This is a genomic window from Flavobacterium sp. NPDC079362, from assembly GCF_050267765.1.
Classification (GTDB): Bacteria; Bacteroidota; Bacteroidia; order Flavobacteriales; family Flavobacteriaceae; genus Flavobacterium; species Flavobacterium azizsancarii.
Genome location: NZ_JBNNFM010000014.1, coordinates 53,841 through 77,043, shown reverse-complemented (window position 1 = coordinate 77,043; position 23,203 = coordinate 53,841). Strand labels below are relative to the sequence as shown.

24 protein-coding genes and 1 pseudogene are annotated in these 23,203 nt (G+C 34.9%); 12 read left to right on the top strand and 13 right to left on the bottom strand.

What is annotated here, in order from left to right; translation table 11 throughout:
• Nucleotides 1–16: 16 nt before the first annotated feature.
• The 5 genes from ACQKCJ_RS13705 to ACQKCJ_RS13685 all read left to right on the top strand — a co-directional run bounded on the left by ACQKCJ_RS13705 (nucleotide 17) and on the right by ACQKCJ_RS13685 (nucleotide 3,996).
• Nucleotides 17–220 (top strand): hypothetical protein, encoded by a 204-nt coding sequence (locus ACQKCJ_RS13705; protein WP_271336667.1) that lies wholly within the window; start codon nucleotides 17–19, stop codon nucleotides 218–220.
• Nucleotides 221–354: 134 nt separating this feature from the next.
• Complete coding sequence (locus ACQKCJ_RS13700; RefSeq protein WP_427402210.1) at nucleotides 355–582, top strand: hypothetical protein; 228 nt, start codon at nucleotides 355–357, stop codon at nucleotides 580–582.
• A gap of 1,085 nt (nucleotides 583–1,667) precedes the next feature.
• Nucleotides 1,668–2,702 carry an alcohol dehydrogenase AdhP gene (gene adhP / locus ACQKCJ_RS13695; protein ID WP_427402209.1) on the top strand — a complete coding sequence of 345 codons (1,035 nt, stop codon included), beginning with the start codon at nucleotides 1,668–1,670 and terminating at the stop codon, nucleotides 2,700–2,702.
• Between the two features lie 195 nt (nucleotides 2,703–2,897).
• Complete coding sequence (locus tag ACQKCJ_RS13690; protein WP_427402208.1) at nucleotides 2,898–3,086, top strand: cation-transporting P-type ATPase; 189 nt, start codon at nucleotides 2,898–2,900, stop codon at nucleotides 3,084–3,086.
• A gap of 94 nt (nucleotides 3,087–3,180) precedes the next feature.
• Nucleotides 3,181–3,996, top strand: a complete 816-nt coding sequence (locus ACQKCJ_RS13685) for an HAD-IC family P-type ATPase (RefSeq protein WP_427402207.1) — start codon at nucleotides 3,181–3,183, stop codon at nucleotides 3,994–3,996.
• On the opposite strand, the gene ACQKCJ_RS13680 is transcribed toward ACQKCJ_RS13685, so the two are convergent.
• Together ACQKCJ_RS13680 and ACQKCJ_RS13675 are read right to left on the bottom strand one after the other, a co-directional pair.
• Complete coding sequence (locus ACQKCJ_RS13680; RefSeq protein ID WP_427402206.1) at nucleotides 3,920–4,390, bottom strand: Crp/Fnr family transcriptional regulator; 471 nt, start codon at nucleotides 4,388–4,390, stop codon at nucleotides 3,920–3,922. The two genes, ACQKCJ_RS13685 and ACQKCJ_RS13680, sit on opposite strands and share 77 nt — an antisense overlap.
• Nucleotides 4,391–4,560: 170 nt before the next feature.
• Nucleotides 4,561–4,812, bottom strand: a pseudogene (locus tag ACQKCJ_RS13675) (TraM recognition domain-containing protein); the annotation flags it as partial.
• Between the two features lie 134 nt (nucleotides 4,813–4,946).
• On the opposite strand from ACQKCJ_RS13675, the gene ACQKCJ_RS13670 reads away from it, so the two are divergent.
• Genes ACQKCJ_RS13670 through ACQKCJ_RS13660 form a run of 3 tightly spaced genes read left to right on the top strand, consistent with a single transcriptional unit; the run spans nucleotide 4,947 to nucleotide 7,024 of the window.
• The gene (locus tag ACQKCJ_RS13670) at nucleotides 4,947–5,603 is read left to right on the top strand and encodes a BON domain-containing protein (protein ID WP_427402205.1); all 657 of its coding nucleotides are present in this window, start codon (nucleotides 4,947–4,949) and stop codon (nucleotides 5,601–5,603) included.
• Between the two features lie 17 nt (nucleotides 5,604–5,620).
• Nucleotides 5,621–6,292: a BON domain-containing protein gene (locus ACQKCJ_RS13665; protein WP_249965716.1), complete on the top strand. Its 672-nt coding sequence runs from the start codon at nucleotides 5,621–5,623 to the stop codon at nucleotides 6,290–6,292.
• A gap of 21 nt (nucleotides 6,293–6,313) precedes the next feature.
• Nucleotides 6,314–7,024: a TIGR00730 family Rossman fold protein gene (locus ACQKCJ_RS13660; RefSeq protein WP_427402204.1), complete on the top strand. Its 711-nt coding sequence runs from the start codon at nucleotides 6,314–6,316 to the stop codon at nucleotides 7,022–7,024.
• A gap of 53 nt (nucleotides 7,025–7,077) precedes the next feature.
• Here the strand turns inward: ACQKCJ_RS13660 and ACQKCJ_RS13655 are convergent, their stop codons facing one another.
• Nucleotides 7,078–7,731, bottom strand: coding sequence for a hypothetical protein (locus tag ACQKCJ_RS13655; protein ID WP_427402203.1), 654 nt, complete (start codon nucleotides 7,729–7,731; stop codon nucleotides 7,078–7,080).
• Between the two features lie 319 nt (nucleotides 7,732–8,050).
• On the opposite strand from ACQKCJ_RS13655, the gene ACQKCJ_RS13650 reads away from it, so the two are divergent.
• Nucleotides 8,051–8,494, top strand: coding sequence for a hypothetical protein (locus ACQKCJ_RS13650; RefSeq protein WP_249965713.1), 444 nt, complete (start codon nucleotides 8,051–8,053; stop codon nucleotides 8,492–8,494).
• A gap of 141 nt (nucleotides 8,495–8,635) precedes the next feature.
• Here the strand turns inward: ACQKCJ_RS13650 and ACQKCJ_RS13645 are convergent, their stop codons facing one another.
• The 5 genes from ACQKCJ_RS13645 to ACQKCJ_RS13625 form a co-directional block, all read right to left on the bottom strand.
• Entirely contained in the window at nucleotides 8,636–9,466 is an 831-nt protein-coding gene (locus ACQKCJ_RS13645) for a universal stress protein (RefSeq protein WP_427402202.1), read from the bottom strand.
• 63 nt (nucleotides 9,467–9,529) lie between these two features.
• Nucleotides 9,530–10,009 (bottom strand): hypothetical protein, encoded by a 480-nt coding sequence (locus ACQKCJ_RS13640; RefSeq protein ID WP_427402201.1) that lies wholly within the window; start codon nucleotides 10,007–10,009, stop codon nucleotides 9,530–9,532.
• Nucleotides 10,010–10,058: 49 nt separating this feature from the next.
• Nucleotides 10,059–10,223: a hypothetical protein gene (locus ACQKCJ_RS13635; RefSeq protein ID WP_427402200.1), complete on the bottom strand. Its 165-nt coding sequence runs from the start codon at nucleotides 10,221–10,223 to the stop codon at nucleotides 10,059–10,061.
• Nucleotides 10,224–10,309: 86 nt separating this feature from the next.
• Nucleotides 10,310–10,978: a BON domain-containing protein gene (locus ACQKCJ_RS13630; RefSeq protein ID WP_427402199.1), complete on the bottom strand. Its 669-nt coding sequence runs from the start codon at nucleotides 10,976–10,978 to the stop codon at nucleotides 10,310–10,312.
• Between the two features lie 37 nt (nucleotides 10,979–11,015).
• Nucleotides 11,016–11,543 carry a hypothetical protein gene (locus ACQKCJ_RS13625; protein WP_427402198.1) on the bottom strand — a complete coding sequence of 176 codons (528 nt, stop codon included), beginning with the start codon at nucleotides 11,541–11,543 and terminating at the stop codon, nucleotides 11,016–11,018.
• A 455-nt stretch (nucleotides 11,544–11,998) separates the two neighbouring features.
• On the opposite strand from ACQKCJ_RS13625, the gene ACQKCJ_RS13620 reads away from it, so the two are divergent.
• Both ACQKCJ_RS13620 and ACQKCJ_RS13615 read left to right on the top strand, forming a co-directional pair.
• Complete coding sequence (locus tag ACQKCJ_RS13620) at nucleotides 11,999–12,436, top strand: OsmC family protein (RefSeq protein ID WP_427402197.1); 438 nt, start codon at nucleotides 11,999–12,001, stop codon at nucleotides 12,434–12,436.
• Nucleotides 12,437–12,501: 65 nt separating this feature from the next.
• Entirely contained in the window at nucleotides 12,502–14,994 is a 2,493-nt protein-coding gene (locus ACQKCJ_RS13615) for a cation-translocating P-type ATPase (protein ID WP_427402196.1), read from the top strand.
• A gap of 7 nt (nucleotides 14,995–15,001) precedes the next feature.
• On the opposite strand, the gene ACQKCJ_RS13610 is transcribed toward ACQKCJ_RS13615, so the two are convergent.
• The 5 genes from ACQKCJ_RS13610 to ppsA all read right to left on the bottom strand — a co-directional run bounded on the left by ACQKCJ_RS13610 (nucleotide 15,002) and on the right by ppsA (nucleotide 22,065).
• Nucleotides 15,002–16,357 carry an MBL fold metallo-hydrolase gene (locus ACQKCJ_RS13610; RefSeq protein ID WP_427402195.1) on the bottom strand — a complete coding sequence of 452 codons (1,356 nt, stop codon included), beginning with the start codon at nucleotides 16,355–16,357 and terminating at the stop codon, nucleotides 15,002–15,004.
• Between the two features lies 1 nt (nucleotide 16,358).
• Nucleotides 16,359–17,189 carry a restriction endonuclease gene (locus ACQKCJ_RS13605; protein ID WP_427402194.1) on the bottom strand — a complete coding sequence of 277 codons (831 nt, stop codon included), beginning with the start codon at nucleotides 17,187–17,189 and terminating at the stop codon, nucleotides 16,359–16,361.
• Nucleotides 17,190–17,312: 123 nt separating this feature from the next.
• On the bottom strand, nucleotides 17,313–18,362 hold the full coding sequence (locus ACQKCJ_RS13600) for a response regulator (protein WP_427402193.1): 1,050 nt from the start codon (nucleotides 18,360–18,362) through the stop codon (nucleotides 17,313–17,315).
• Complete coding sequence (locus tag ACQKCJ_RS13595; RefSeq protein ID WP_427402192.1) at nucleotides 18,359–19,546, bottom strand: PAS domain-containing sensor histidine kinase; 1,188 nt, start codon at nucleotides 19,544–19,546, stop codon at nucleotides 18,359–18,361. Before ACQKCJ_RS13595 ends, ACQKCJ_RS13600 begins: the two co-directional genes overlap by 4 nt.
• 110 nt (nucleotides 19,547–19,656) lie before the next feature.
• On the bottom strand, nucleotides 19,657–22,065 hold the full coding sequence (gene ppsA / locus ACQKCJ_RS13590) for a phosphoenolpyruvate synthase (RefSeq protein WP_427402191.1): 2,409 nt from the start codon (nucleotides 22,063–22,065) through the stop codon (nucleotides 19,657–19,659).
• A 264-nt stretch (nucleotides 22,066–22,329) separates the two neighbouring features.
• Here ppsA and dinD point away from each other — a divergent pair, with 264 nt between their 5' ends.
• Nucleotides 22,330–23,202 carry a DNA damage-inducible protein D gene (gene dinD / locus ACQKCJ_RS13585; protein ID WP_427402190.1) on the top strand — a complete coding sequence of 291 codons (873 nt, stop codon included), beginning with the start codon at nucleotides 22,330–22,332 and terminating at the stop codon, nucleotides 23,200–23,202.
• The last annotated feature ends 1 nt before the right edge of the window (nucleotide 23,203 follow it).

Genomic DNA, 23,203 nt, shown 5'->3' with positions numbered 1-23,203 from the left:
GTATATTTGTAACGTTATGGGAACAAAAGAATTAAGAGATTTAGTAGAAAAGCAGATAGAAAAATCTACTAGTTTTTGGGCTGGTCGTCCTAAAATGACTATCCAAGAACTAGAAGCGGTGGAGAAATTTGCTAAAGAAAAAAGTAAACTTTTTGAAAAAGCATTCGATTCTCCTGAAAAAGTAGAGAAAATTAACAAAATGCAAAACAGCACATTATAAGTTGATTTATTAATTCAAAAAACTTATTATTACATAAAAATGACCGTTTAGAATCTATCTGAACGGTTTTTTTGTACATGTTTGTTTTATGTTCTTACGATGACTTATCAATGATAAGGTAATGCCCTTTTGGAATGCAAGTGCCCACTAGACGAGGTAATGCAAACGAATATCGATACGGATTCCAAGGTCAGGAAAAGGATGATGAGATTAAAGGCGAAGGGAATTCTTTGGATTACACCTTTAGAATGCATGACCCGAGGATTGGTAGGTTTTTTGCAATTGACCCGCTGGCATCTCAATTTAGAGGAGTGCGTAAAGTAGATTTCTTCTTATTCAGATTATCTAATCTTTTTGGTTAATCCCCAACTTTTGCGTTTGATCCGTTTGATCCTCCATTAGATTGGAATTTTAGAAATTTGGAATTTATCTTAAAATTCTATCCATAAAAAAAGTCCTAATTTTCATTAGGACTTTTTACGTGGGGAGAGCAGGATTCGAACTTTACGCCTGAAACTGCTGTATATGCCACTTTTATTTATGTCTTGAACCTCTGTGCACCGATTCTGCACCCAAATTCAAATTTTACTTTTTCAATATTAAATCATTCACAAAAATTAAAATACTAAAGAATTAACAGACAGTAGTATTATTCTTTTTTTTGTATTACAAATATACTATAAATAAGAATGCGTGTAAAATATAAAACCATGCATTTATAAGTTCCATCTTTCCTTAAAGCTATTTTTAGCAGCTCTTCCCGTTATTCGTTCCAATCTTTTGTACCGAACCCCAGCACAAAAGGATTTCACTGCTATCGGGGCTAGGGTTGTCGAGGAGCCCGGCTCTTTAGACTAATAAAAATAAGGAAGGTTATAAAAAAATGGCACCAATTGTCTTCAATTGGCGCCATTTGGCTTGTTTGTGACCTCGACTGGACAAATTTCTATAAAATTTATGGACGATTCGAAGAGATTGTCATACTACGTGTAGTGTCAGTTTTTCATTGGCTTTAGGAATTTTGTTTGGATGTCCTGTTGGGGATTGATGAAAAAAAAAAAGTTTTAAAATGATTTTGCACAATTGTATAATACTGATAATTTTTATTTACTCAAAGAAAAAAGAAACGGTCTAAACTTTTTGTATCAAAAAAGGAATTATCGCCACCTACTTATTAAATGCAATCTAAAAAATGATGAGCTTTATATTTGAAAACAGGAGTATTCTACTGATATCTGCTCGTTTTTATTTAATTTCAAAATTATGATGACAGTCACATTAAAGGGTGACCATAGTCATTACATTCTGTCTACTAGGGAGTGACCTTTACATAAAATATAATAAACAAATTTCTTTATCGGATTTAATCCATAATAAATGGAACGTTAATAAACACGTAATAGAAATTATGAGCAATTTTAATTATTGAACATTAAGATACTTTTTTATGATACCAAAAAAAATGAAAGCTGCTGTGATCCATGGATTTGGACAGCCATTGTATATTGAAGAAATGCCGGTCAAAGAACCTGGAGAAAATCAAATATTGGTTAAGGTTATTGCCTGCGGCGTTTGTCATACAGATCTCCATGCCTGTCAGGGCGACTGGCCTTCAAAACCAAAAATGCCTTTGATACCCGGTCATGAGGCAATAGGTTATATAGCAGCGTTAGGATCTGGGGTGAAAAATATGAAAGAAGGGGATATCGTTGGAGTGCCCTGGTTATATAGCGCCTGTGGATGTTGTGATTACTGTTATACAGGCTGGGAAACATTATGTGAAAGCCAGCAGAATGGGGGATACAGCGTTGACGGCGGTTTTGCGGAATATGTTGTGGCAGATGCCCGATACGTAGCTCATTTTCCTCCTAATATTAATTTCACGGAAATGGCTCCTATTATTTGTGCTGGGGTAACGGTGTATAAAGGACTAAAAGAAACAAATGCAAAACCGGGAGAATGGGTCGCAATATCAGGTATCGGCGGTCTGGGACACCTGGCAGTCCAATACGCAAAAGCCATGGGACTGCATGTAGCCGCAATTGATATAGCTCATGATAAACTTGAGCTGGCAAAAAGTCTCGGAGCAGAATTGATTGTTAATGCCAGAGAACAAGACCCTGCTGCGTTTCTTAAAAGAGAAACTGGGGGCATGCATGGCGTACTGGTAACCGCTCCATCACCGATAGCATTTAATCAGGGACTTGCAGCGCTTAGACGTAAAGGTACATTGTCACTTAACGGACTGCCTGCAGGAAACTTTGACCTTTCTATTTTTGATACGGTTATTAACGGAACTACCATTAAAGGCTCTATTGTGGGGACTCGAAAAGATATGCAGGAAGCCATCGCATTTGCAATAGACGGTAAAGTAAAGGCTACTGTTCACGCTGCAAAATTAGAAGATATCAATACTGTTTTTGATAATATGAAAAAAGGTGATATCAGTGGTCGAATAGTCTTGGAAATAGCTGAGCCATAAGATCCAAAACAAGTGGTATTAAATTGCAAATAATTGCAAAATTGTTATTTCAGATCTAACCTGAGTGCATCCACTGCTGGACTTCTACAAAATTAAATTATAAGTTTAAAGCGGATTTAAACGGTCACTTCTTTTGTAAATCGGCTGTTAATGCCGCCGGGTTTTGCTATAGAAGAATTAAATATTAACCAGCAGATGAGAAATGTATCGGATATTGAAAATTTTTGGAATTTAAGCGCGTCTGATGCTTACCATATTCTGTCGACTGATCCAAATGGGCTTAACGAAGCAGAGGCTGCCAGAAGATTAAAAATGTATGGACCTAATAGTTTAGTAAATAATGCTAATTCTACGATAATTTTCCTTTTTTTTTTCGCAGTTTAAAAGTCCGATAACAATTCTGCTGATTGCTGCTGCTTTACTTTCTGCTGCTTTAGGAGATATTTCGGATTCCTTAATTATCCTCTGCATTGTATTATTGAGCAGTTTACTGGGATTTTGGCAGGAAAGGGGAGCTGCCAATGCTGTACAAGAATTATTAAAGATGGTGCGTTTAAAATGCCGTGTGATCAGAGCAGGTGTCTCAAAAGATATAGACTTTGAGCAAGTTGTATCAGGTGATCTACTGATCTTATCAGCCGGTGATGTCATTCCGGGCGACTGTCTTATTATAGAATCGAAAGAACTCTATGTTGACGAAGCTGCTTTTACAGGAGAAACTTTTCCAGTTGAAAAAAATAGTGGGGAGCCTCTTCCTGCCAATACAATCCTTTCCAAAAGGAGCAACAGCCTGTTTATGGGGACAAACGTTATTAGCGGTAAAGCATCTGTACTGGTTATAAAAACTGCTAAGCAGACAGAATTCAGGAAAATATCAGCCTCACTTCAATTAAAAGCACCTGAAACAGATTTTGAGCTAGGCATACGAAAATTTGGGTATCTAATAATGGAAGTTACACTCATTCTAGTCATTATCATTTTTGGTGTCAATGTATTTCTGCATAAACCCATTCTTGAATCATTTTTATTTTCTCTGGCACTTGCAGTAGGTTTGACGCCACAGCTGCTTCCTGCCATTATTAGTGTCAATTTATCAACGGGCGCAAAAAGAATGGCCAAACTGAAGGTTATTGTCAAACGTCTTTCCTCTATAGAAAATATTGGCAGCATGAATATACTTTGCACTGATAAAACAGGAACAATTACGCAGGGAAAAGTTAATTTAAAGGATACTTTAGATGTCTCTCTTCTGCAGAATAGAGCTGGAAGACTGTTGATAATTCTTCTTGTTTAGTTGCGAACAAACGTATGCAACATCGTCCCAATGCTACAATTTCAATGGACTGTTTGGCTATCTCAAATAACTTTTCTTTATCAAAAATAATTACTGTTAATGGTTCACAGGCTACAATATTAAATTCCGACTTGTTTCCAGAGCCAAAACTCTTAAGGTTTGTCGCTATTTCATTTTCTAAGAAAAAGCCAGTATTTTTAATTTTACCGTCAATTTCATAGTAACTTTTGCAGTAGCCATTAGTAATGTAAAACAATGAACTGAATATTTCTCCTTGCTTAAGGAGAAAGTCTTTTTTGTTGAACTCTCGTCTTTCCAAGACAGACTGAAGAGATTCCCAGTTGCTGTCTGAAAAAGTTGTTAGTGAGCGAATGAAATTTAAAAGGTTAACCATTTACGACAAGCATTTGATTTAGATATCATACAAATTTCGGCTTTTTCTATTGACTTTATAGTATTATCCGAGTTTATTTTAAACAGGCATTTTAAAATAATATCAATTTCAAGTTCCTTCTTTTTGCACCAAATGCTGTAAATCAGGATCATTTTTAATACGCTCTAATTCCCAACAAACATACCTTGGATTAATGTTGAGATTTTGGAAGCCGGAATTAAGCTATCTAATTGCGTCGATATTGAAGTTGCGGTGTCATTTCTATTGATCGATATACTCTGGCGTTTTTGCAACACTTTCCCGAAGCGTTCCGAAAGGCTTTTTGCTGTTTCACCAACCACCTCACCACTGAAAATATTACCTACTGTATTTTGGATAACCTTTGCCTCCTTATCTCCATAGTCCCTTATTAATTGCGAATATATGTTGTATATCACTTTTTGAATTGATAAAGATCATTTGTGTAGCTGTTTTATTATTCCAACTTTGTTTCATAATCAATGGCTAAGAATGCCTTGAGATAATTAGTCAAAGTAAAATTTAAAAATTTTTCACCATGAAAAAAAGTAATGATGTTTTACGTGAAGAAGTAGTAGAGGCTATCAAATGGGAACCTCTTTTGAGCTCTAACGAAATTGATGTTAGTGTTCAGGATGGTATTGTTACTCTGGGAGGAACGGTAGATAATTATACTCAAAAAAGAGAGGCTGAACAGGCCGTAAAAAATATTGCCGGAGTAAAAGCTATCGTAGATGATATGAAAGTTGATTTGTTTTTTTCGGCTATTAAAAGTGATACTGATATAGCCTTATCTGTTATTAAGGCGTTGCGTGAAAACTGGGCCGTTCCTGATCATCGAATACAAGTTACCGTAGAGAATGGATGGGTAACGCTCGAGGGAATCCTGCATTGGAATTTTCAAAGAAAAGCGGCAGATAATGCTATCCGTTACCTGCCAGGAGTAAGGGGAGTAATTGATCAAATAAAGATAGAAGCAGAAATAAAAAATGAATTGGGAAAAGAAATTGTTGAGAAAGCCCTAAGTCGGAGTTGGATTCTTGATGTTAATAATATTAAGGTTAGAGTTGAGGGTAAAACAATCTACCTCAGCGGTATCGTTGATTCTCTTTTTCAAAAAGAAGAAGCAGAAAGAATTGTATGGAATACTCCTGGAGTTTGGTATGTAGATAATGAACTTGTCGTAGACAACTAGAAACTAAAATAGAAGATATGAAAAGTAATGAAATTTTGCAAAAAGAAGTACAGGAAGCAATTAAGTTTGAACCCCTGTTACATGCAGCAGAAATTGGTGTGATTGTAAAAGATGCAATAGTTACCCTTACAGGACATGTCGATTCGCTGGTAAAAAAAACAGAAGCTTTGCATGCTGCTAAGAAAATTAAAGGGATTGCGGCTATTGTAGATGAAATTGAGGTGATACTGGAAAAATCATCTGCAGTTTCTGATCAGCAAATCGCTGAACAGCTTGTGAGCATTTTTAAAGAGAATCATATTGTTCCAAAAGGCACTATTAGCATAATTGTAGAAAAAGGCTGGGTCACACTTGAAGGACTACTTCCATGGAATTTTCAGAGAGATATCGCCAGGGAACTTGTGGAAAATCAAATAGGGGTAATAGGTGTAACCAATAATATTAAACTTAAAAGAGAACTGCGTGATCAGGTAGAAAAAGAATTGCTCGAAAAGGCACTCAATAGACATTGGGCTTTTGACACGGACGAGATTGAAATTCAGGTTGCTGGCGCAACGGTCCAGCTATCTGGAACAGTGGGTTCTATTTTTCAAAAAGAAGAAGCTGAAAAGATTGCCTATAAAACCCCAGGTGTAATCAGAGTCGTGAATCATTTAAAAGTAAATATAGAACAACCTTATTTATGTTGATTAGCTGAATACTATAAAGTTATGAAAGATCATAAACCTCAGAACGATAAATTAGAAATTCAATTTTTAGAGGGGCCGCAATCAAGGTTTACGGAGCTGAAATTTATATTAACTACTTTATGGGAGCTCATTCGATGTTTTAGAAAATTGTATACCATTGGACCTTGTATTACTTTTTTTGGATCAGCACGTTTTAAAGAAGATCATCCTTATTATGATTTTACCAGAAAAGCGGCAGGAGAATACGCCAAACTTGGCTTTACAATAATGACAGGGGGAGGGCCAGGCCTTATGGAAGCTGCAAATCGGGGAGCAAAAGAAGTTGGAGGAAAATCTGTAGGATGTAATATTAAACTTCCAGTTGATCAGATGCCAAATTCTTATCTGGACAGATGGGTAGTTGCAAAACATTTTTTTATTCGAAAGATACTTTTAGTAAAATATTCTTTTGCCTTTGTCGTAATGCCGGGAGGTTTTGGCACCCTCGATGAATATTTTGAAGCACTTACACTTGTGCAGACCGGAAAGATTAAAAACTTCCCGATCATCATGTTCAATAAAGAGTATCATAAAGCACTCATTGAACATATTAATTTGATGAAACAGCAGGGGACTATAAACGATTCCGATTCAAAATTATGTATGATAACAGACGATATTGAAGAAGCCAGGCTTTTTATTATGGAACATAGTATTAAACATTACGGTCTAAAACCAAAATTCCACCATTAATCTTTGATTTTTTTTAAACTATTAAAAGTTGAGATATATACCACTGATAGCTGCTAAAGCTTTTGTTTTTTTTCTTTATGATTGCCTTTAATTATATTATGTTCAAGCATATCATTTATTATTAATTTCCCATATTCATGCGCCAGACTTGCGGCATTTAAAGGATTAAACGATTGGGTTTGTACTGAATATATTATTTTTTGATCAGGCATCGTAAAAAGGCTGCTCTCCCAAAAATAATAGGTATCATTTACATAATATCCTTCTTGATAAATTTTGCTATATATAGCAGCGTAGTAGATATCGAAATCATTTGTATATCCTAAATCAAACATACTTTTTGGCGCATGATATTTTTCTTTTTGTTTGTCAAGCAGTACAACAGTTAAAACAGCCGCTGCACCATTTTGTTTTAATTGCTCCATAATCTGATTTTCATCTTTGCCTTCAAATGTATTTAAACCATACAGTTCAAGAGATGAAATGGCATCATAGCCAAGATTACAAAGATCATCAGCCAGGTGATTCTCCATTTTCTTTTGAAGTGATTTATCTGATTCTCTGATTAATCCAAGAACTATTATCCGGCCAGATTTCAGATTTAATGTTTCTGATCCTGATGACTGCCATGAACTGACGATATTTGAACTTGAACATTGAACCAACAAAAATGACAATACTATAATAATCAATGTTATTCTTTTCATTAGGCTTCTTTTTGAATTAACTGTTTTGAATTGAATAAAATTATGAATTCCTATTAGGCGAAAATATGATTACAATCACTATTTAATTTATTATTTTAAGTTGTGATTACATTGTGACGCTTATTTTAGTATTATAAAAAGCTGTTTAATATCATTTTCGGAGATGATGGCAATCATAGAGTACTTTTTCTGAATTCTTTACTTTAGTTCCATTCAAATTTTAAGATGAAATAATAATTCCTTTTGCATCTGATTGTTGAAAGCCTGTATTTCAGTTTTAAACGTATCACAAAAACACACAAGATTATAATCAAATAATATGAAAACAAAATTTAATATTTTGGGTATTATAGCAGTATTGTTATATTCCTGTCAGGACAGACCTTCATTAATTGAGGATAATAGTGATTCAGATTCAGTAATGACAGCAACAAATATCGAGCAGCAAACGCTCAGAAAATGGTTTTCGTTTAATAAAGAATCAGAGAGTATAATTACGTCGGCTGAATTGATTATTAAGCAGCAGGAACAAGAAATGAAGTTACAATCAAAGAATAAAAAAGAAAAGAGACTTCATGATGCCCAATATCATCTTGATCAATTAAAAAAGAGAGTGAATTATATTAAAGATTATGAAACCCGTACTGAAAGTTTTGACTTATCAGTTGTACACAAATTAGATTCACTTAAATTTGATTATCTTCAGGAAAAATTGAAACTTGAAGCTACTTTGTGTGATTTTCAAGAATTTAAAGTGCCTTAATTGACTTTAACTGCTTAAATAAATTTTAAAATAGCCTATTAGTTTAAAGTAAAAACAAAAAAACTTTTATGGGATTTTGAAGAAAGAGCTTTATAATAAAAATAATTGGCCGGTAACTGTAATCCATTTACCAGCCAATTTTTATTTTCTAAAAACAAGCATAGGAGTTCTTGTATCAAAACCCTTTTCTACTGTTTTAATAGGCTGAAACAATTGTTCAAACCAGCCCCTGTCTTCTTTGGCAAACATGGTTATAATAGAAGGCTTGGCTGTCATAATATCAATTTGCAAATGACGTAATAAAGAAACTTCGGGATTTAATTTTTTAAAATGGAAATTTATGGTATCTGATTTATATTTATGCTCTATTTTATGTAGTTTTTTACTGATTTCTTGCTCTTCAGTAAAATAATCATAATGATATACAGCAATCGGAGCATCAAATTCTGCAGCAAACTTTCTAATTAACGGCAATTCAATGTTTATGTCTTCAATATCAGAGGGATATAGAACAGTATTTAAGTGCTTAATTCTGTAATGTCTTGGTACAACTAGAACAGGAATAGGAGAATCATGTAAAATTTTGTTGGTATGACTGCCTAATAGCTTATTGGCCAAACCACCGCCTCTTGTACTCATGCAAATATAATCGGCCTTGATTCTTTTTGCACAGTCTAAAATAGCTTCATTTACGTCCAGCTTATTTTCGACTATATAATTAATCTTTCCTGGTTGCTTATTGGTTTGTCTGTACAAGGTATGTATAAATCTTTTTAAGCTTTGTTCCTGTATTTTAGTGTCAGGTTCAGGAAGGCCTACAAAGGTAACAGCTGAAAAAGGGTCAATGATAAATGAACTATTTACATGAAGAAATGAAAGTTCATATCCTGTCTGGCAGGCAAGCTGTATAGCAAAGCGTACTGCTGGTTTGGAGTTGTAAGATAAGTCAGTTGTAACAAGTATCTTTTTCATATTTTCTAAGCATTTAATGCAGCTGATTGCCGCGTTTATTAATTATAAAAAATGAGTCCGCTGTTACTTTGAAGCAAACTTCATTTCATTTACATATCTATTTATCTTTTCCCATTGTTTATGATCAATTTTAGCAGTATCAACGTCAGTAGTCCAGTCGAGTCCGGGAAATAATTTTAACCTGTTTATGACTCTTTTTTTGTATCCAAAAGAAAAACGATCACCCCGCATCTGGAATTCTATAGTTTTGTTACCGTTGACTTTGTTTTGATAAAGAATTGTTTGTGTTTTCCAGTCACCGCCCCAGGTTAAAAAAGATTGTACAAAACAAAAAACTCCAATAATTAATATTGTAAGTACTCTTGATTTTGTAGTTTGAAGTTTCCCAAAGATGCGGCCTATAATAAAAACAAATGTAATTGATGCCAATATTAATAATATAAAATGCATTATTGAATTATTAATATAAAGATCCGTATAACGATTCAATAATAGTACGGCTATAGTAATTAAGAACAGCAGGTATAACAGTATTGTTTTCATTGCTCACACTATTTAGAATTACATTAAAAATATGATCGAAAGGTTCAGTTTATTGGATGTCGTTTGCTTCAGACTGATCATCATAAAGATTTGATGGTCTTTTTAGATCTTGCTCGTATATTTTTCTGTCTTTGTTATTTTGCCTGAAAGCAAAAATCATCACTACTAATACAATAACACCTGTAAAGGATAATATTAACCAACTTGCTTCCATAATAATTAAAATTTAAATAATTTGTTAAAACACCACTATTTTTTTACTTTTTCTATCAGGAAAAGGGAGGCAGATTCCCTTTTTAACTATTCTGATATAGCATATTTGTGCTGCACAACAAGCTCGTTATCTACAGACCAGATGCCTGGAGTTTTCCAGACTATTTTTTCTGCTAAATCTTTCTGAAAAAGGGAATTTACAGCTCCGGTTAAAGTAACTTTTGTTCCCTCTACCTTCAGGAAGATATTCTCAGCATGTAATGTCCAATTACTGGCTAAAGCCCTTTTGATATTATTTTTATCAATCTGGTTTTGTACTTCAGCTTTAATCTTAATACGATTCGTGAGGCCTTTAACACCTAAAATATGTCCTATAGATTTCTCAGCAGCTTCTCTTTGATAGTTCCAGGTAACCTGACCTTCGAGTGTGACCCATCCTTTTTCCACTTTCAACTGAATTTTTTCTTCTGGAACATTCCAGTTATCAATTAAAGCTTTTAATGCATCATTGGCTATATCCTGATCAGATTTAGCACTATTAGAATATTTTATCTCAATTTCCTCAGCAACTGCTTTTACACCATCAACATTTTTCGCAGCATTTTCTGCTTCAATTTTTTTAAAGTATGCATCTACACTTCCCATCAGTGTTATCACGCCATCTTTTGCAGTTACGCCAATTTCTGCTGCATGAAGCTGCGGTTCCCATTTAATGGCATTCTGAACATCTCTTTGTAATTCTTCATTTGTTTTCATGTTGTTTTATTTATAGTTAATTATTTAATTAGGTTGATTATAATTCGAAAGTTTGGTTTTCTAAAAGCATTTGGCTTTTTCTTTCTGCTAGTGAATTTTCTTTAGGGATATGGATTTGCAATAAGGTTCTTATGTTTTCGATTTTTGCATTAGTTTCCTGGGTAAAGAGCATAATTTTTTTTGCTTTCACTTCTGTTTTGTATTTAATACCTTTGTCTTTTGAAAATCCCATGCCAATTAGTGGCAGAGTAGCTCCTAAAAGTACCGCTACACATGCATATATGATGGGAATTTTAAAATAAGGAAGGCTTGCAGTAAAGTTAAAAATGAAAAGCATTCCAAATAAAAGTCCGCAAAATCCAATAGCAAATAGTCCAAGGGTACTCCATTTTTCCATTTTGTCATAAATATTAAAGTAGCCTAATACGTTTTGTTCTATATAACATTCTGTTCCTATTACGGACAGTTTTGTAATATCGTAACCATTCTTTTTTAGTTTTTTGATAGCATCTTCAGCTTCTTGCTGTGTTTTATAATTTGCTACAAATAGTTTTTGATTTTCCATGGCTTCTATTTTTTAGTTATTATAGTTCTTAAGATGAGGTTTTGCTTTAGTGTAGTACTCTTATAATGCCTTTCTTAATATTATGATCTGATAAAATGCATTACCAGGAACTTTAAATTTGTTAGGTAAAATTCCATTAAATATTAAAAATTGAAAATGATCTTAATCATTGATAAAAATGATCTTTGATACTTTTTGTTTTCGATGCAATTGATTTTAATTGTTTTTATTGGTGTTTGAGAAAGAAATCAATTTAAAAACTCTTCATTAAAAAGAACTATTGCTCTGATTTGACAGACCAATTTTTTTAATACAGCTGGTTTTATAATATAATTAATCTGATGTGATGAAAATCATTTCTTATCAAATCTTAATGGATTAATTTAGTTTATGTCAGAAGAGAAATATTTTAACTCAGGAAAAGCACTCTAGATGTTTTATTAAAAAAAGTTTATATGGAGACTTCACAAGAATATCAGGTAGATTTGTCTTGGCAAGAGAATCAAAACGCACGAATAACTTCGGTGATTTTTAGCCATGCTATAGAAGTAGCATCTCATTCATGTTTAAAAAATCTCCATGATGATGTTTGGTCGGCAGAACATTTGTTTATTGCTTCTATAGAAAGTTCCTATATGAACGCATTTTGCAGAACAGCAAAAAATAAAGGAATTAAATTTAAAAGTTTTAACTGTACAGCCCGCGCCTCTGTGCTGATATCAGATGAATTTTCAGAAATAACAGATATTGTCATTAGACCCAAAGTAGCTATTTTAGAAAGTAATCAGATTAATAAGACTCTGAAGCTTTTTTTTCTTTGCAAAGATCATTGTCTGGTTCTAAATGCTTTAAAGGTAAGACTGCACATCTTTCCATCAGTTAGTGTAGCGTAACAATCTAAAAAACTATTTAGTACTTTTAAGAGATCGTACTGTAAACTAATTTATCTAAATATTCTATGAGCACAAACCAACAAGAATTAAAAGGATTAAGTTTTGAAGAAGTAATCGATTTGAGAAGAAAATTTGGAATCAATACTTATAATTACAAGAAAGAAAACAGATTTTTAGCTTTTCTAAAAAGTATTTTTGCAGAACCAATGGTTCTTTTATTGCTCATTGCCTCGGGCATCTACTTTATCAATAAGCAATACAGTGATGCGATTTTTCTTTCGGTTTCGATTTTATTAATTGTAGCCATTTCACTCTATCAGGAAAAAAGAAGCCGCAATGCGCTGGCAAAACTACAAGAATTTACACAGCCTTTGTGTAAAGTTATTCGTCAAGGACAGCAGCAAAATATCAAAACTCAGGATATTGTGGTTGGCGATCTGGTGATTATAGAAGAAGGCAGCTTGGTTCCGGCTGATGGTTCTATTATGAGTTCAAATGATTTTTCGGTAAATGAATCCATACTTACCGGTGAGTCTATGACAGTTTTTAAAAACAAAGACAAAGAAGATAATAAGGTTTTTTCTGGAACTACCGTTGTCAGCGGATTGGCTATCGTTAAAATTATTGCCATTGGAAATGAAACACGATTAGGAAAAATAGGCAGCAGTCTTGATGCTATTGGGGAGGAGAAAACTCCATTAGAACTCCAGATTGGGAATTTTATTAAAAAAATGGTTTTTGCCGGAGCATTGGTTTTTGTTTTGGTTTGGGGAATCAATTATTCAAGAGTAGGGAATGTTTTGGAAAGTCTTTTGATGGCGCTCACTCTTGCCATGAGTATTTTACCCGAAGAGATTCCTGTTGCCTTTACCACATTTATGGCATTGGGAGCCCGCCGGCTTATGAAGATGGGGATTGTCGTGAAACAAATGAAAACTGTTGAGACATTAGGCAGCGCGACAGTAATTTGTACGGATAAAACAGGTACAATTACCCAGAATAAGATGGAACTGGCAAGGCTTTACCTGCCTTCGGGCCCAGAGGTAGCGACAGATACTTTTAGAGAATTTAAAGAAACAGAAGAACTCCTTACAACCGCTATGTGGGCAAGCGAGCCAATTGCTTTTGATCCCATGGAAATTGCCCTTCATGATACCTATAAGAAATATACCGATAAGGATATAAGAATCCTTTTTAAAATGATTCATGAATACCCTTTATCGGGCAAACCCCCTATGATGACCCATGTGTTTGAAGATGAATTTGACCATCGAATTATTGCTGCAAAAGGAGCACCGGAAGCTATTTTAGAAGTTTGCCATCTTGGGGCTGAAGAAAAAGAAACGGTAACGGCTGCCATGAATAAATTAACAGAGAAAGGGTATAGGGTCCTTGGTGTTGCGACGGGAAATCTGCAAGGGAATAATTATCCGGAAATGCAGCAGGAAATTCCATTTACATTTAAAGGATTGGTTGCTTTTTATGATCCTCCAAAGCAGAATATTTCTGAAGTTTTAAAATCATTTTACACCGCCGGAATAGGAGTAAAGATTATTACTGGGGATAACGCCCGAACTACAAATGCCATTGCTCAGGAAATTGGTTTTCAGGGATTTGATAAATCTATTACAGGAGACCAACTCATGAAGTTAAGCGATACTGAACTGCAGACTAAAGTAATGCACATTAATGTATTTAGCCGAATGTTTCCAGAAGCCAAACTACGAATTGTAAATGCGTTGAAAGCAAATGGGCAGATTGTAGCCATGACAGGAGACGGAGTTAATGACGGACCTTCGCTCAAGGCAGCGCACATTGGTATTGCAATGGGTAAAAAAGGTACTTCGATAGCAAAAGATGCGGCTTCACTTATTCTCGTAGAAGACGATCTTTCTAAAATGGTTGATGCTGTTGCTATGGGAAGAAAGATTTATACGAACCTAAAAAAGGCGATTCAGTATATTATATCCATACATATTCCTATAATATTTATTGTTTTCCTGCCCCTTGCCTTAGGATGGATTTATCCCAATATATTCAGCCCGCTGCATGTAATTCTGCTCGAACTTATAATGGGACCAACCTGTTCTATAATTTATGAAAATGAACCTGCAGAAGCAGATACGATGCAGAGGGGGCCAAGACCGCTGACATCAACATTTTTTAATGCAAAAGAACTTGTAATCAGCATTGTTCAGGGGATTGTCATAACCTTTGGTTTGTTGTTTGTATATCAGTGGTCAGTTCAAAATCAATTGGAGGAAAACAGAACACGAAGTATGGTTTTTTTGACTCTAATAACTTCGAATGTTTTGCTGACACTTGTTAATCGCTCTTTTTATTATTCGCTATGGGTAACGCTTCGATATAAAAATATCCTGGTATCGATTATTATTGCACTAACCGTATTTTTGGTTCTGTCACTATTTGCAATACCATTTTTACGTTCCCTTTTTAGTTTTGAATTAATAACATTTTATCAATCAATTCTTTGCATTTTGGTTGGTTCAATAGCAGTATTATGGTTTGAAGTTGTAAAATATTTTAGAAGAAGATAAGGAGAATTTAAATTTCTATTTCACTTCCCATGAGCGGAACACTGCATTTATACCCATATCGATCCTGAATTTTGGTGCGCAATTCATCTGCTGGAAGGTTTTCGCCATGTACTAAATAGATGCATTTTGGAACATTTTGAAGGGCAGAAAGCCAATTGACTAAATCTTGCTGGTCACCATGGGCAGAGAGCCCTTCTATTTGATGTATTTTGGCCTCAACCGTGTAATATTTTCCATATATTTTAATTTCATTAGCTCCTTCTAAGAGCTTTCTTCCTCGGGTACCTTCTGCCTGATAGCCTACAATTATAACAGTCGTTTTTTCAAGACCTATGTATTTTTCAAAATAAGATAATACGCGGCCGCCGGTAACCATACCGCTTGCCGCAATAATTACTTTTGGCTGAGGATCTTCAATAATGCGCAGGGTTTGTTCGAATTCAGAAACGATTCTGAACATTTTGAACATTTCATGACAGTCATTAGCAGAGAGTTTATGCCACTGCATATTTTCCAGAAAAACATCAAGTACACTGGCGCCCATAGGAGTGTCAAGAATATAGGGAACATTTGGAATTCTGCCTTGTGTTTTAAGCTGCCATAAAAGATACATTATCGATTGCGCTCTTTCAACGGCAAACCCTGGAATAATTACAGTTCCTTTTTGTTCGATCGTAGTATTGATATAGGCCTCAAGTTCTTTTTTTACGTCAAGATCAGGATGAAGACGATTCCCGTAGGTGCTTTCAAGGAAGATATAATCTGCTTTTAGAGGTTTTGTTGGAGCAAACATTAATACATCATCATCACGACCTATATCACCGGAAAAAACTAAAGTTTTGTTTTCGAGAGTCAGCGTAATACTGCAGGCGCCTATAATATGTCCTGCAGTTGAAAAAACGGCAGCAATATCATTGGCTATTACTACAGATATATTGGGCTGTATGACTTTAAAAAACGGAAAAACAGCTTCGGCCTGAGCTACCGTATAGAGAGGTTCTGCTTTTTCATGTTTAGAATAATGTTCATTGTTGGCTTTATGGGCTTCTTCTTCCTGAATTTTGGCACTGTCTAAAAGAACAAGTTTTGCCACAGCTTTAGTTGGACCGGTGCAATATATTTTTCCCCTAAATCCCTGAGCGACCAGTCTGGGCAGCCAGCCGCAATGATCCAGATGTCCATGTGTTAGCAGCACATAATCTATTGTAGAGGGCAAAATAGGCAATGGTTCCCAATTGAGTTCCCTGAGTACTTTGAGCCCCTGAAAGAGCCCGCAGTCAACCAATATTCTAATGCCATTGCTTTCTATGAGTGTTTTTGAGCCTGTTACGGTTCCCGAACCTCCTATAAATTTTATTTTCATTTTAGATAAGTTTACAAATTTGTGAAGCTTCTTTCAATACATTTCGAACCCGGTTGTCACTAAGTCCAATTTTATGAAGATTATTAGAATCATCAGTAAGATCTTTTACCAGTATTTGATCCAGAATTAGCAATTTTTCTTTTTCTACCATTGATAAAGTAGTGAGGCAGGTAATAGGGTAGAGCGCTCCTTTATCTATTTTATCCTTAATATTGTTTTTTTGAGGATAATCCCAGCTCAAAAGAGAAATTCCGCTGCAGTTTGCAAAACTTTCAGCATCCTTGGTAAATCGGTTATTGGTCACTATAATACAGGAATTAATAGTTTCATGGTTTGAAAAAAGGGTATGTTGTTTCACTTTAAGATCATTAAAACGAGAAAGAATGTACATGGGAACTTTTACATCTGAAGAACCTTCTCTGCTGCTGTGAAACTTACATTCAATCATAGAAATTAGATTCTCTTTTTTTAGCATTACATCTACTTCATGCGATACACATTTTCCCTGCAGCGTTAAGTTGGTTCTGGTTTTAAAACCTTCGGCAGTATATAATCGTGCAATAAATTTTTCAAAGAAAAACCCGGCCGGACCAAGCATTTGTAAGGCAGAACGTAAATTATAGCGTGCAGCATGGCCGTTCGAGGCTTTTTTTAAAATAGCAAATGCCATTTTATAGATTTGTTTGGTCGTTATGCCCTCATACATTTGGTTCTGTATTTGAGCAAGTGATTCCTCAATAAGGGCAGGGGTAGCACCGGATTTTTGAAGAGAAAGCCTTAATTTTTCTACGTCGAAAGGAACAACATGCCCTGAGTGCTTAATTACATTCATAATTTAGTAGTTGATCCCGATTACTTAAAAAGTATAGGATTGTTCAACCAAAATTATAGCAGATTGTCCAGATAAGGGATGATGAAAATCACTTAAGAAAATGATCTTCATCATAATGAAAGATTAGTTCTTTATTTTACTGAGTTTATCTAAGTTAAGTACGTGAATGGTACTGGCTGTTTTCTCAATTAGTCCCTCTTCTTTAAAGTCACTTAAAGTACGGCTCACTGTTTCTGGAGAAGTTCCGGAAAAAGCGGCGAGATCATCCCTGCTGAATTTGATACTCGATCCGTCAGCACTATGCTGCAGCAATAAGTGCACAATGCCCTGGGCAATTCTTTTTCGCACCGACATATAAGCTATCTGCAGGAGACGAACCTCTTTTTCTCTCATATCATTAGCGAGAATTTTAATGAATTTTGCCCCTACATCCGGATAAAGAAAAAGAAGTTTATCGAGTTGTTCTGTTGGCAGAAAACTCAAAATAGTATCTTCCAGAGCAATAGTAGTATCGTTATACGTATCATTAGAAAATAAAATACTGATATCCAGATAATCATTCTCTTTGTAAACGCCTGTGATAAGCTCACGACCGTCTTCTGTAAGTTTTACGGTCTTAACTTTTCCACTTATGATGTAGTAAATGCCTATTACGTGATCGCCCTCATAATGAATATACTGATTTTTTTTATAAGATCTGGTGCTGCGCTCCAGCATGATTTCTTTGAGTTTTAAGAGTCCGTCTTCTTTTGAAATAAGAGAGTTGAGGTTTTCAGGAGTTTGTCCGTAAAACAACTGTTGTGATTCTCTTTTTTTTAGTCTGGCTTCAATAGCGCGAAGCAGTTCCAAATCATCAAAAGGTTTAGTAAGGTAATCGTCAACACCTAATTCCATTCCTTTTCTTATATCAACTCTTTCTGCTTTGGCAGTTAAAAATATAATGGGGATTGTCTGTGTTTCAGGATTCTTTTGGAGAATATGCAGCACGCCATACCCGTCAAGTTCGGGCATCATAATATCGCACAGTACAATGTCTGGTTTCATTTTAAGCGCAATTTCAACCCCGGTTTTCCCATTGTTCGCTTCAAAAACTTCATATCCGGAGAGTTCCAGTATTTCAACAACATTTTCTCTAATGTTGTCGTTATCTTCAATAATAAGTATTTTAGTCATAAACGCGGTAGTTCAATAGTAAATAAAGTTCCTTTATTAATTGCACTTTCAAAAGAAATTGCACCATTCATCAGTGACACATATCTTGAAACAATGTGTAGTCCAAGACCGGTTCCCGGTATGTTTCCGGTGTTGTGAGCCCTAAAGAAAGCTTCAAATAGATGTTCATGATCTTCCTCAGGTATACCAATGCCATTATCTTTGATATTTATAATTATAGTGCTGGACGTCATTGCTGTGGAAAGTTCAATTTCAGTTTCTTCACCAGAATATTTAATAGCATTAGAAACCAGATTGATAATGCAGTTTTTGAGCAGGTTTTTGTCTAATTTTACTAAAGTGACCTCTGCGTTCGGAATACTTACAATTCTCTGTCTTTTTTTGGTCAGCAGTTTTAATTCTCCAATAATTTCCTTTATAAAATCCTGAAGGTCAAAACAGGATATTTGCAGTGTAATTTTATTTGATTCCGCTTTTTCAAGAAGCAGGAAATCATCCAGTATTCCGGTAAGATTTGCTATTGCACTTTTTATTTTGATTATGTGAGCATCAATCTTTGAATTATTTCCACTTTCAGCATAACGCTGAATTAAGGAGGTAGAAAGCTGAATGGTACTGAGTGGCGTTCTAAATTCATGGGAAGCCATGGATAAAAGACGGCTTTTAATTTTGTGAAGTTCTTTTTCTTTTTCTAATGTAGTGCTGACTTCTTCTTTTGTCTGAGTTAAGGCATCAATAGTTTCGTTTAGGGTAGCGGTGCGGTCTTTTACCAGTTCCTCTAAATGCTGTGTATATTGCATGAGCCTGTTTTCCGCTTCTTTTTGATGGCTCATATCATGAATAAAACCAGCGAAAATTCTTTCTCCTTCAAATTTAACTTCACTCACTCCAAGTCGGAACGGGAATATATTACCGTCTTTCTTTCGTCCTAAAACGTCCCTGTCATGGCCGATAATATGCGGAATTCCCGAAGTTTTGTAATTCTCTAAATAAGAATCATGCTTTTCCCGGTCAGGAGAAGGCATTAAAAAAGAAATGTTTTTTCCAATAACTTCTTCTGGATCATATAAAAAAAGCCGGCAGGCTGAAGGATTTATAGATTCTACAATTCCCTTTTCGTTTATTGTAATGATACCATCGATTGCGTTATCAATAATTGCATTTAAAAGCGCTTGATTTTTCATGTCGCAATCGGTTTTTGGTCTGACAAATGTCGCAAAATGTTTTTGATAACCAATTTATTAGAGACTTAATTTTTGCTAAAGAAATATTGGTTTGTTTGTAAAATCATGTTCTAAGAGGTATATGCATTTTTCTGTTCCGTAATATCATTTTTTAAAACTGAGTTTATATTTTTAATACCATTTACCAATGCATCAGCATTAAATGAAATACTGTTGATTCCCGCCATGACCAAAAACTTTGTAAATTCTGCCGAATCGCTTGGTGCCTGTCCGCAAAGCCCAATTTTTCGATTCATTTTATTAGCGGTTTGTATCATTTGAAGAATAAGCTTTTTAGAAGCTTTGTTCTCTTCATCAAAGAGATCGGCAATTAATTCAGAATCACGATCGATACCTAATGTGAGTTGCGTAAGATCATTTGAACCTATGGAAAAACCATCGAAAATTTCCGAAAATTCTTCTGCCAGTAAAACATTTGATGGTATTTCTGCCATGACATATATTTCAAGTCCGTTTTCATGCTGTTTTAAACCGTATTGTTCCATTATAGCAATGACTTTTTTTCCTTCTTCAGGAGTACGGCAAAACGGGATCATGAGTTTTACATTGGTTAGGCCCATATCATCCCGAACCACTTTCATAGCCTGGCATTCAAGTCTGAATCCTTCACGATATTTTTCATGATAATAACGGGAAGCACCCCGAAAACCCAGCATTGGGTTTTCTTCTTGAGGTTCAAAAAATGACCCTCCCAGAAGACCTGAATATTCATTGCTTTTAAAGTCGCTCATTCTCACAATAACTTCTTTAGGATAAAAAGCGGCGGCTATTGTTGCCACACCCTGTGATAGTTTTTCGATGAGGTAATCTGCTTTGCTGTCATGATTTTCCGTGAGTTTATTAATCGCTGTGCTTTGAGCTGCATCAGTTACTTTTTCGGGATGAATGAGCGCCATGGGATGTACCTTAACATTATGAGTTATAATAAACTCAATACGAAGTAATCCCACGCCATCATTAGGATAAAATGAAAGTTCAAAAGCTTTCCCGGGTTCAGAAACTATAAGCTGGACTTTTGGTTTTCCAGGCAGTTTAATTTCATCAAGCGCTGTGGTTGTTTGAACATATTTCAATTTATCTTTATATACATATCCTGTTTTTCCCTCAGCACAGCTTATTGTAATTACATCACCATCTTTAATTACTTCGGTGGCATTCTCTGTTCCTACTACAGCAGGAGTTCCAAGTTCACGTGCTACTATAGAAGCGTGACTTGTTCTTCCTCCTTTATTTGTGACAATTCCGACTACTTTTTTAAGAATGGGATCCCAGTCCGGACTTGTAAAATTAGTGATAAGAATATCTCCTTCTTGCAATTGTGTGGCCTCAGTTGGAGCGCGCAATATTTTGGCTATACCACTTGTGATCGCATTTCCTATGGCTTCACCGGTTATGATTTCTTCTCCTTTTTTTTCTAATCTATAAGAAGTGATCGATAAGGGTTTTATTAAAGAATGAACAGTTTCAGGTCTGGCCTGAATGATATACATCTCACCATTCATACCATCCTTGGCCCATTCAAAATCCATTGGTTTATTATAATGAGATTCTATAATAAGTGCCCATCTGGCCAGTTTTTCAATTTCAGTATCCTGAAGGACAAATTTACTGCACCATTTTCTGGGAGTTACTTTTAGAACAGTCGAATTGATACCGGCTGAATTTTCATTATAAATAAGCATTTTTGTTTTTGTCCCTAGATTTTTTTGCAGAATGGCTTTTTTATTGTTTTTAAGAGAAGTTTTAAATACAAGAAATTCATCCGGAGTTACAGTTCCCTGAACAATTGTTTCGCCCAAACCCCAGGTACCTGCAATATGAATCAAATCCCGAAATCCTGACTCGGGTTCAAGTGTAAAACCTATTCCAGAACAGGCTAAATCTGAACGAACCATTTGCTGAATCCCTACAGAAAGAAATACTTTGTCATGATCAAAACCCTTATCCTGTCTGTATTTGATCGCTCTGTCTGTATAAAGTGATGCAAAACAGCATTTAACGGCATATATAAGAGGCATGGTTCCTTTTATATTTAAAAAAGAATCGTGCTGTCCTGCAAAACTCGCATTGGCCAGATCCTCGGCTGTAGCACTGCTTCTTACCGCAACAGTGAGATCACTATCTTTAGATAAGTTTATGTAAGCGGCTGAGATTGCAGTTTGAAGATCCAGCGGGAATTTTGCATCGAGTAATAACTTTCGGGCTTTTGAACCAATTTCATTTAAGTTGGTAAAATCTTTCTTATCCAGAAGTTTCATAAGTTCATCTAATGGAGCGCTTAACTTATTATAATTTATAAAGTCTTTATAAGCAGCTGTTGTAATGGCAAAACCATTTGGAATCCTTATTCCCTGAACAATAAGATTATTATACATTTCGCCCAATGAAGCATTTTTGCCACCTACTTTACTAATATCATTAATCCCTATCTGATTAAATTTTAAGATATACTTTTCCATTTTCATTGCTTTTAAAATCTGGTATTTATGGCTTTAATTTTCCTAATAAAGATAAGTTGATGCATAATTATTAGAAATGATGGTAATCATTTAATACGTTTTTTTAGAGGTTAACGACTTTCTAATATGTGATGCAGATCATTTCACATTACTAAACAATAAATGAAATTTGTTACATAAGATTATATATGACAAAGAATCAAGATGAATATCATATTCTGAAAAATTAGGTTTTAGAAGTTTTATAATTGAAAAAAGGACAACATGAAAACAAAAAAATCACAAGAGAACAATATATCTGTTTTTGAAAAACTTAGAAAAAAAGATAAAACGGGTAATGAATATTGGAGCGCCATGGAACTTGCTAAATTGCTGGATTATTCTAAATACAGTTTGTTTTTGAAGGTGATTGATAAGGCAAAAGCAGTTTGTATTAATGCAGGTCAGGAAACAGGTCTACATTTTAAAGATGTTGGTACGATAAAATCAGTGGGTGATGATTTACAAATAAACAATGGTGATATAAAACTATCGCGTTATGGCTGTTATCTGGCAGTTCAAAATGGAGATTCAAATTTGAAACCCGTTGCTTTGGCACAAGCCTATTTTGCTACGCAGACTCGTTTGCAAGAACTGAGTCATCAAAAGAAGCATAAAAATTTAAAAATAGTAAAGGACAGAAGGCTTTTTCTTCGTGAGGAACTCTCTAAAAGAAATCTTCAGCTTGCCGGAGCAGCCCAAAAAGCGGGCATAACAAAACCTGCAGATTATGCCTTTTTTCAGAACCATGGCTATAGAGGACTTTACGGAGGATTAGATGCAAAAGCGATCCGTGAGATCAGACATCTTGATCCTAATGAAAATATTCTGGATCATATGGACAGTGATGAATTAGCAGCCAATTTATTTCGTGTTACACAAACCACAGAGAAGCTTAAAAATGATAATGTACATGATATTGTTGATGCCAATAGTATTCACTTTGCTGTGGGATTAAAAGTTCGTAAAGCACTGGAAGATACGGGAAATATTTTGCCGGAGAATATGCCGGTAGTTGAAGATATTTCTTTAGCAGAGAAAAAAGATAAAGAACTGAAAACCAGAAAAAAAGCAAAAGAAAAACTGTTCAATAGATGAA